Consider the following 9,673-nt stretch of genomic DNA (forward strand, 5'->3'; position numbering starts at 1 on the left):
GTTTGTGGTAAACACCATTTTAAAGGAAGCTGATCTTTTTTGTCCGAACAGCGTTCGGATTAATTTTACAATCTACCTTTTGTCTAACTTTTGTGTTGCACTTCATGCACTTTAAAATGACTCAAGGCTAGTTTTTATTTGCTACTGAGCCATCGTTAATGATGGCCATTTTGTTCTAAAGTACATTCGTGATGACGCAATGATTCACCGATATCTCATCCAGATACTAAGCCTTCTTCTCTCGAATGGAGCCCACCAGATCATCTGTAGCTGGAGCGTTCGCAAGCAATGCGCGAACATCATCAAGATTCACCTTAACATTCCAAACTAAAACACCAACTAACTTATCGGTATCTATGAAATAGACAAGCGATCCATGCGTTCGCCGATCAAAAATCAATTGCAATTTAGGATCAATATTACCGATTGCTTGCCAGGAAATATCAAAAATCATGGAATAGAAGTATGGGGTATGCTGATAGCTCATGTGAGCACCTGCCATATTACGGCCAACTAATTCACCAGAAAGTCGGGCATGGTCCACGTGCTCAATCCGTTGCCGACCCAAGATGTGATCTGGATAAGAGGCAATATCTCCAGCAGACCAGATGGCTGGGTCACTAGTATTGAGATACTCATTAACTTTCACACCACCATCAGCTAAATCCAAACAACTGTCTTCAGCTAAACTAATCCGCGGCGTAACGCCTAACCCAACAATGATCGTATCGGCTGCGATCACCGTACCATCCTTTGTCAATAGAGTCAAGTGGTCACCTTGGCGTTGATATGATTGGACAAACTGACCACTCATCAGTGTGACACCATTGCGTTTGAACGTGGCTTCATACTCAGTCCGAATAGACTCAGGAAATTTACCCTCACCCAGCGCTTTTTCTGGAAAAATCATCGTAACTTCAGTCTCATTTTGGGTCAGTGACGATGCGAGCTCTGTACCAACATATCCACCACCAATGATCACAACTCGCTTGTTCGGACCACTAAATTTACGTAACTTGCGATAATCTGACCACTGTCTAAAGACTAGCACATGTGGATCAGAAGGTCCCTGGATTTGTCTAGGTTCTCCGCCAGTTGCTAGCAATAGCTGTTCATACTTGATTTGCTCACTATCGGCCAATGTAATGACCTTATCTTGCCGATTAATAGCCGTAACCGTTGTCTTGAACTTAAAAGTCACATTGGGATAATTTTCAGCACCAATCTGAATGTTCTCTTCAGTAAATTCATCATCTAGCCATAGTTTTTTACTCAGTGCCGGTCGTTCATATGGGACATCCGCCTCTTGCGAAATAATTAAGATCTCACCCTCTGAATCTTCCTGTCGAATTCCCTTGATGGCATAGCCAGCAACCACTCCGCCACCAACAATGACGTATCGATAGCTGTTTGTCTGATCCAAATCACTCATCTAATCGCCTCCATAACTTTACTTTTTCTAGGATCATTGTAATATAAAAACGCCATGATTCGAAAAATAACGCTCAGAATTGTCAATCGTTGCTTGCTTTTATCAGAATAATAATTTTATTTACATACTGCTACAAAGCTATCAAATATCACTATGATCCAGATGTAAACGGCAGTTATAAAATGTAGGAAAAGGGCGGTGAGAAATTGTCGGTTTTCCTACATTTTTTGATACCATTAATCACATCTTAATCGGGGAGGTTAATGATGTGAGACACGACATTAGAGAAGGAGTGAAACGTTACGTGGATAATGATATCGAACCCAATTATGCCGCTTTAAGCCGACAATATGACGTTGACTATCGCACTGCCAAGAAAGCTTATCAAGAAGTAAAGGAAGGTGACGCCAAGCCACAGAAACCGAAAAAGCAACGCCCTAGCCTGCTTGATCCCTATCGTGATGTTATCAAGGCCAAACTTGAACTGAACTGTTCAGCCATGGTGATTTTTAAGTTCATTCAGAAGAAAGGTTTTCAGGGTCAATATACGATCGTTAAAACCTATTGTGCCTCTATTCGTAAAGCGCGAACGCACAAAGCAACGATCCGAGTTGAACACACTGCTGGTCTTTCAGCCCAAGTTGATTGGAAAGAGGAGATGACGCTTTACAACAAGGAAAATAAGCCCTATCATTTTAATATTTTTCTATATGTCTTACCTTACTCAAAATTAAAATATTTGACTTTGATTTTCGAACGCAGCCAAGATACTTTATTTAATTGCCTTGATGACGCTTTTTGGCACACCGGCGGCGTACCAACTGAGATCTGGTTCGATAACATGAAGCAAGTCGTTGACCATTCAAAATCAAACTTTGGTCACCCCGTTTTCAATGAACGTTTTCGTCAGTTTAGTCAGGATGCCGGCTATAAACCCATCGCTTGTCGCGCTTTTAGACCACAAACTAAAGGCTCAGTTGAAGCATTAGCTCGCACCGTTGAACGTCTACGCCCCTACAATTATGAGTTCTGTGATGGGGTTGAGTTGATTAACTTAGTTGACGATCTCTGCGATGAACTTAATCATGAGGTCTCACAGGCCACCAACGAAATCCCACAAGATAAGTGGCTGGCCGAAGAAAAAGAGTACCTGCACCAGCTACCAGATGACCTACTTAAACCCTTCTTCGAAGAAGACATTACCCGTGTCGTGTCGAAGGAATCAATGGTTATCTTTCGCAAATGCAAATACTCCGTGGATCCACGGTATATCGGACGGACAGTCAATATTGAACTGTCTGATGATGAACATCACATCCAAATTTATTATAACGGAGAATTGATTCGCGCGCACGATATTACAACCCAGCAATTTAATTACAACGAGGATGACCAGATCAATATTCTTGGTTCAGATCTACTTAAGGGACGTAGTGAGATGGACATCAAAGCTTATATTGCGGCCCATATGAGTGCCTATGACGAGGTGTAACATGCGACAAACAACAACTAAATTCCAAGCGTTACTCAATAATCTCGATATTCTAGGATTAAGTAAGATGCACGCCTATTTGCCGGAATATATTGATCAGATCAACGGGCAACAGCTTTCATTTACCGATGCCATGCTTGAGCTGACGAACACTGAATTGGCCTGGACACAAAGCCAACAAATAGCGCGAATCATCAAACGGGCCCGTTTTCCTCAGGCGAAGGCCCTGAGCGCCTTTGATTTTAATTTTCAACCCAGTATTAATAAGCAAGAGATCTTAGGCTTTCAGGACCTAGCCTTTCTCGAACAACACAAGAATCTGATTTTCATTGGTAGTCCTGGTGTGGGGAAAACGCATCTAGCGATTGGTATCGGTATTGAGGCTTGTCATCAGGGTAAACGAGCTTTTTTTATCAACTGTCATGAACTATTGGCGCATTTACGGGCAGCTGATGCTAAAGGGACGTTAGACCGTAACATTAGTCGTTATGCCCGCTACGAGCTATTGATCATTGATGAGATCGGTTATTTACCGATCAATCATGATGAAGCCAATCTTTTGTTTCAATTGATCAATGCACGGTATGAGCGGCATTCAACCATTATTACAAGTAATAGCGACCTCTCAAACTGGGTCGAAACTTTTCAAAATCCGACTGTTACTGCCGCTATTCTAGATCGGTTGGTTCATCATGCCTACGTAATTAAAATCACCGGTAAATCTTATCGAATTAAGGGAGCCGATTGACCGCCACAAACCTACATTTTTTAACCGCCATAAACCTACATTTTTACGCCGCCCTTGACACCAGATTTAGAATTGCGGATAACACAGCATAAAATAATATTATTTTAATTAAAAAAACTCAATTTTTAAGGTAATCATTTTTGATTTTAATTTGAAGTAACAATATTCGAAGAGTTGTCATTTTTCTTGGTCATTTCTCGGATTTTAGTGGAGTTAGAAGTTTCAAGTGGTCCGCTCTGCTATGATTCTCTCATGTAAACATCATCTTTGTATATTGAATTTCTTTCGATATCTGATAAAGGTCGTCCGTTTAATCCCTATATTACGGGCAACATCTACATCACTCATACCCGTTTGATAAAGCTTAAAAGCGTGTTGCAAACGGGGATCATCTTTGGCATATTGGGGTTTGCGCCCATGATATTTACCCTGCTGCTTAGCTAAGGCAATCCCTTGTTGCTGGCGCTCAATGATTCGCTTACGTTCACTTTCGGCCTGATACTTATAGAGTTCAATAATCAAGTTGGTCATCAGTTGACGTAAATTTGGGTCAGCAATCCCGGTCATGGACGGCAAATTTAACACATCTAGGGTGGCACCCTTATTTTGAATGGAGTTCATGATTTTAGTTAAATCCTGATTGTTTCTGCCTAAGCGATCTAATTCAGTGACCATTACAATATCACCCTCACGAATATAGGCCAGCATTTTTTGCAGTTCTGGCCGATTAGTGTTAGCCCCACTTAATTTATCCGTAAATAATTTATCAACGTCTTTTAAAGCCGCTAACTGTCGATCTAAATGTTGCTCCTTGGAACTCACACGCGCATAACCGATTTTAGCCATTTCCAATTCTCCTTTTGGACAGTTCTAATGAACACTTGTAATTCCTAGTATAGCACAGAAATAAAAAAGACCATTAGGGTATACCCTAGTGGCCGTTTTGATCCATTATCAATGGCTTTTTAAATTAGGGCCTAGTACTTTTGGAATGGAAATACTTTCCAACACCAAAAATTCTAGACCCAGAGCGCCTGAGTAACCTCATCAAGACCTACAGGTCGTGCGGTGAGCCAATGGACATCGCCATTGCCACACTGAGGAAAAACCTCAGAGGCGTTTTGAATGCTTCTCAAACCAAGCTTTCAAATGGCCCACTAGAAGGCATTAACCGTAAGATCAAAGCGCTAAAGCGCAGCTGTTATGGATTTGCCAATCAAGAGCGCATGTTTGAACGGATCTACCAACTGATTGCCTAGAAAAGTCAGTGTACGACACCCCGGGGAGGAGTGTGCCCAAAAACAGGGCTACAGAGCATAATTGCGGCCATCTGACTTCTCAAACGGAGTTTTTCGGTTCAATAACAAAAAGCCCACTCCGAAGAGTGGACCTTTCAAAAGATAAAAACTATTAATCAACACCATTTGACACAGAGCCAGAATAATAATATTCTTCAGGGCCCTCTTTAAATAATCTATATTCACTACAGATATATTTATTTAATGGTTAATCATTACGACGTTTCTTGATACCAAGAAAACCGAGTAAACTTCCAAACATTGCCAACAAAATACCAATAAATGACATTGTTTGACTTTGACTATTGTTTTCACCAGTTTGAGGTAATTCTGGTGAATTAACAGCACCGTTGTTAACTTTAGATCCTGTATTAGTCGACGTATTGATTACTCCATTGTTAGTAGCGTTACTTGGCTGGGAAGGATTCCCTGGTTGGTTAGAACTGGAATTTCCTGTGTCCGTACCATTACCTGGCTTCCCCGGTTGATTGAGCCCAGTGCCGCCATTGTTATCTGTTGCGGGGTTCTTCGTGTAAACATAGGTAACAGTCTGATCCTGATCCGTAAAGCTCCCCGTAGGGTTCCCTTGGACTTCTTTGAAGGTGTAGCCTGGCACATCCTTTTGGGTCGTTGAATATGGATCGCCTACATTACCAGAAGCAATAACGTCGTCAGCGATTGGATTGCCGTTTTCATCAACATACTTAGCTGTGACGTTACCGCCAGCAACTGGAGTCTTGGTATAGGTAACCGTGAATTCTAAGTCCTTTGAGTCCCCATTAACTGTTTGCTTGTCAATTTGCGCCTTGTCAGCTGTATAACCCTTTAATTCAGGACTTGTGACTGCGGCAAAGCTTTGATCTGCTGACCAAGGACCATACGTCTTTTCCCCAGTTACTGCGTCAGTTGAGACTTGACGCGTAAAGGTCACTTGAGCGGTGTTATCAGCAGGAGTTTGATTACCAGCGCCTTGATAATGAATAGTTTCTGTAACGGTTTTGGCCTCTGTAGACTGAATGTTTTGATGCTTCAAGTGAACCGTGAAATTCTGATCAGTTGTGTCATCATTGTCGAACGTCAATTCTGCTGGATAGCCATCGGTGACCAACTCATACCCTTGTGTCTTATAATCGGCAATGCTACCGCTGGTACTATAGCTGGATTTTGAACCCGTTGTTCCTGAGATTGAGTCCGTCTTTAAAGTTTTTCCAGTCGTATCATCAACGTAGCTGACACTACCTTTTTGCTTATCTGCTGTATAGGTGATCGTTGTATCTTTCGTCGGATCACTTGGCTGATAACTGCTACCTGGTGTCAAAACATGACCTTCTGGATCATGTGCTGTATAACCTGGTACCGTCGGTACACCGGCTGGTGTAACCTTTGTCGCATCACTTGGGTCATTTGGATAGACTACTGTTGGTGCTCCAGGGAAGTTCTGATCACTTGAGCTTGGTACCAATGATCCGACTTTCGTGTATGTCACGGTCTCATTAACATCTGGTGAATCGGCATCCACAGTTACGGCAGCTACCTGCGCTTTATCAGCTACATATCCCGGCACCACTGGGCTAACAACAGCAGGAAAGGTTGCATCACCATTTGTTGCTGTCCGGGCTGTTGTTCCAGCACCGGTTGAATCGGCCTTTCCTGCACTACTACTTGCACCAGTTGAATCGGCCTTCATTGCACTGCTGCTACTTGCACTGGTTGAATCGGCCTTCGTTGCACTGCTACTACTTGCTGCAGTAGCTGCTGGTTGAGCAGCACTCTTCTTATCACTGGCACTGCTTGCTACAGTAGCTGCTGGTTGAGCAGCACTCTTCTTATCACTGGCACTGCTTGCTACAGTAGCTGCTGGTTGAGCAGCACTCTTCTTATCACTGGCACTGCTTGCTACAGTAGCTGCTGATTGAGCAGCGCTCTTCGTATCACTAGTGCTTTTTACAGTGGCGGCAGTTAAGTTCCCTGAGGTGGTATCAGCATGAACTGCTACCGTTGATACCCCACCGAAGACAACAAAAGACATTGTAGCAATTGCGGCAAAAACGAATTTTTTGCCATCTTTATACATTTTATAATGTAATTTCTTTTCTCCCATTATAAATTCCCTCCCTTATATTGAGCTGACCTACTTTTAATCTACTTTTAATCTACTTTTAATTATATACTTTTAGAATAGAATGACATACCTAATTCTGCAAAATAAAGCACTTTTTTGTAAATAGTCAGGGAGATATCATGAATCAGTCAACTTTTCAGCTACTTGGTAATGTTGCTTCAGCAGATTTCTACCTTTGTGAAGGCAGTGATATTACTTTAATATCTGATAATAATGCCTATAATATGAAAGCTTTAGCCCAAGAAGTGCTTAAACTGCGTGTTCCTAATTCTTTGACCGTTATTGATTTAAACAACTTCTACGTTGGTATGATCCCTATTGATCATAATCAGATATTGGTTCACCGCTAGTTTGTGCCACATCAAAGACGGGTAGATAGCGATAACCGACAATGGCGCGCTCATCGGTGGTATCAAGACGCTTCTGCTCGGCTGGTGTTAGCTTCTTAATGATCGGAGCCGCAATCCGAATCGCTTTTGCGCCCCGGTTGACGGTGCGGTTAAAAGCCTTCTGCCATTGCTTAAAACCGGCGACTTGAGTGGCTTGAGGATTTTGCGCATAAATTAAATCAATGTTTCTGGCGCTATAACGATGAAATTTAGCCAGGGTATTGAGATACTTTTTAAATTGGTCACTATCAGTTAATTTTAGGATTTGCTGTTCAGCCTGGGCGACTAATTGTGCTTTCCAAGCCTTAACATCTGCTTTATTTGGCATAAGTTACCCCTCCTCATCTTCAAAAATATCATTCAATGTTGGCAATGATCTTATTTGAATCGGGGTCGTGCCATAAAGGGCAACGTAGCCATCGGCTAATTTTTGCCAAGCCACTTGATAATAAGCCCCATTTTCAGTAATTTCTTTTAAATACTTATAGGCTCCTTTAATTTTACATTTAGATTACAAGTGCATGCCCCCATCTTCATGCCGGTTTCGAGTTTGGTGTTGCCGTTGCTTTTTCGTCATTTCCCACTCAGTCTTCTTTAAACCTTGCGCCTGTCTTTGTCGTTGGTAATCTTCATCACGAGCATATAGAACAGTCATGATTGCGTCACTAAAGGCCGTCTTTAAGTAATAGTCTGGACTAACTGGCTTGTAATTTAGCGGTTGATAATGTCCGATATTTTCTTTTCTGTACTGGTCGTCCTTGGCTTGTTGCCCTTTTAACTGCTTTTGGATTTTCTCGATCTGACTGTTCTTAATCGTCGGATCGGCTTTGCATTCACCCAAAAAGAGTTGTTTAGTGCCATCATGCTTTAAAACCCGTTGTAAGTGATGATTTTCTAACTGATCTAAGCTAAGCTGTCCCGATAAATAAGCTAGTCCTTGTTGATGTTCTTGGGGACTGAACACCTGTGGTGGATTTGCTTGCCACTGTTCAATTGTTTCAGCCTGACATGGCTTTAAAACAGGATCATAGTACATCACGGCTGTATAGGCTTGTTCCTGTTTAATCAATGGCAATCCATCTAAATCGCCTTTGGGAAAGGCCCTTTTCAATACTTCATGGTATTGCGTTTTAATGACTTGCTTAACGGCCATGATTGCCCGTAGGTCTTTGACTGCTCGAGTAATCTTTTGCTGCTCGGTTGGTGAATACTTTTCTAGTAGACCTTGATCAACGTGTTCTAGACTTTCTAAGCTATCATCATGAATCATCAGCGTATATTTAAGCTCGATTTTGACTTCCTTTTCTTGTTGCATTAATAACTTAAAACCAACGTATGGCCGCTTGGTAAAGGTCAATAATTGCTGGGTCAATAAATCATCACGAATATTCATTAAACGTTCGTTTAATTCACTGCCTTTGAAAACTGTTTGCTCGCTTTCGGTTTCCTTAATTAATTCTCGTCTTTCAGCTTGCGTGGTCTGTTCAAAATTAAGCTCTGGATAAAGTTTTTTCGTGGTACGATCGACCACTTTGTTTAAGAGTTCATCTGCCTTTTTTAATGAGCTTTCTTGTTGGTTAATTGTCAATAATTGTTTAGTCACATCTTCACCAACTGCATGTTTAATTAAGGTGCTATTTTTCCAATTAAATAGCATGCGCCGCTTATCATCTAAACTTTCCAAACTAATATAAGTTTTCAGTTCGTGGCTTAACTCTTTGACCACTTTTTTCTCGTTAAACGAGAAGTGTTTACTTAGGCTATCTAAGTGACCTCGATTAATTACTTTTTCTTGATTGTTTTTATAATTCGCTTTGGTCTTACGATATTTCTTAACTTGTTGGTTAAATTCTTTCCTTTTACTCCGCTTACTATTGATTCCCTCATGTTGAGTTGGAACTTCATCTATTCCTTGATTTTCAAAAGATTTTTCACTGATCCGATCCGGAATATTTTTTTGCTCTAAAACCTGATTGACACTAACTGCCCAATTATGACGCCATTCAATTATTTTTTCTTTCTTATCCCAATCGACCATCAGTATCTTTCTACTCTTAGGGTACTTGCTAGTTCCGGTATACATTTTATTGCCATTCTCATCTAAAATATATTGCTTTTTACTCTTGATTCCCCATGTTCCGTCTGGGTTAAATGGTCGGTTAGTTAACATCACATGTGCGTGCGGATTATCT

The 9,673-nt window shown here is 41.3% G+C and carries 7 protein-coding genes and 2 pseudogenes; 4 read left to right on the forward strand and 5 right to left on the reverse strand.

The features are described 5' to 3' along the window. Positions 1-226 precede the first annotated feature (226 nt). Positions 227-1,432, reverse strand: coding sequence for an NAD(P)/FAD-dependent oxidoreductase (locus tag EKM70_RS10800; RefSeq protein WP_002825823.1), 1,206 nt, complete (start codon positions 1,430-1,432; stop codon positions 227-229). A 268-nt stretch (positions 1,433-1,700) separates the two neighbouring features. On the opposite strand from EKM70_RS10800, the gene istA reads away from it, so the two are divergent. Together istA and istB are read left to right on the forward strand one after the other, a co-directional pair. Next, the gene (gene istA, locus EKM70_RS10805; protein ID WP_125547736.1) at positions 1,701-2,924 is read left to right on the forward strand and encodes an IS21 family transposase; all 1,224 of its coding nucleotides are present in this window, start codon (positions 1,701-1,703) and stop codon (positions 2,922-2,924) included. Position 2,925: 1 nt separating this feature from the next. Next, on the forward strand, positions 2,926-3,672 hold the full coding sequence (istB, locus tag EKM70_RS10810) for an IS21-like element helper ATPase IstB (RefSeq protein WP_125547738.1): 747 nt from the start codon (positions 2,926-2,928) through the stop codon (positions 3,670-3,672). Between the two features lie 261 nt (positions 3,673-3,933). Here the strand turns inward: istB and EKM70_RS10815 are convergent, their stop codons facing one another. Further along, positions 3,934-4,518 carry a recombinase family protein gene (locus tag EKM70_RS10815; protein ID WP_041095704.1) on the reverse strand — a complete coding sequence of 195 codons (585 nt, stop codon included), beginning with the start codon at positions 4,516-4,518 and terminating at the stop codon, positions 3,934-3,936. A gap of 182 nt (positions 4,519-4,700) precedes the next feature. Here EKM70_RS10815 and EKM70_RS10825 point away from each other — a divergent pair. Continuing rightward, positions 4,701-4,931 (forward strand): annotated as a pseudogene (locus tag EKM70_RS10825) (transposase); the annotation flags it as partial. 247 nt (positions 4,932-5,178) lie between these two features. Here EKM70_RS10825 and EKM70_RS10830 read toward each other — a convergent pair. Continuing rightward, entirely contained in the window at positions 5,179-7,071 is a 1,893-nt protein-coding gene (locus tag EKM70_RS10830) for a mucin-binding protein (RefSeq protein WP_125547740.1), read from the reverse strand. A 140-nt stretch (positions 7,072-7,211) separates the two neighbouring features. Between EKM70_RS10830 and EKM70_RS10835 the strand changes: the two genes are divergently transcribed. Continuing rightward, a complete protein-coding gene (locus EKM70_RS10835; protein ID WP_225354318.1) occupies positions 7,212-7,442 on the forward strand; it encodes a hypothetical protein in 231 nt (76 codons plus the stop codon). On the opposite strand, the pseudogene EKM70_RS10840 reads toward EKM70_RS10835, so the two are convergent. Together EKM70_RS10840 and EKM70_RS10850 are read right to left on the reverse strand one after the other, a co-directional pair. Then, positions 7,426-7,809, reverse strand: a pseudogene (locus tag EKM70_RS10840) (ArdC-like ssDNA-binding domain-containing protein); the annotation flags it as partial. The gene EKM70_RS10835 and the pseudogene EKM70_RS10840 overlap by 17 nt on opposite strands. Positions 7,810-7,992: 183 nt before the next feature. Beyond that, the coding region (locus EKM70_RS10850; protein WP_125547742.1) for a MobA/MobL family protein at positions 7,993-9,673 on the reverse strand (1,681 nt) is incomplete at its 5' end.

Origin of the sequence: Levilactobacillus lindianensis, assembly GCF_003946095.1 — a bacterium.
GTDB classification, from domain to species: domain Bacteria; phylum Bacillota; class Bacilli; order Lactobacillales; family Lactobacillaceae; genus Levilactobacillus; species Levilactobacillus lindianensis.

What these genes read in the sequence shown, in the direction of transcription:
- EKM70_RS10800 (WP_002825823.1), bottom strand. Translation starts at nt 1,432, where the DNA reads ATGAGTGATTTGGATCAGACAAACAGCTATCGATACGTCATTGTTGGT.
- istB (WP_125547738.1), top strand. Translation starts at nt 2,926, where the DNA reads ATGCGACAAACAACAACTAAATTCCAAGCGTTACTCAATAATCTCGAT.
- EKM70_RS10815 (WP_041095704.1), bottom strand. Translation starts at nt 4,518, where the DNA reads ATGGCTAAAATCGGTTATGCGCGTGTGAGTTCCAAGGAGCAACATTTA.
- EKM70_RS10830 (WP_125547740.1), bottom strand. Translation starts at nt 7,071, where the DNA reads ATGGGAGAAAAGAAATTACATTATAAAATGTATAAAGATGGCAAAAAA.
- EKM70_RS10835 (WP_225354318.1), top strand. Translation starts at nt 7,212, where the DNA reads ATGAATCAGTCAACTTTTCAGCTACTTGGTAATGTTGCTTCAGCAGAT.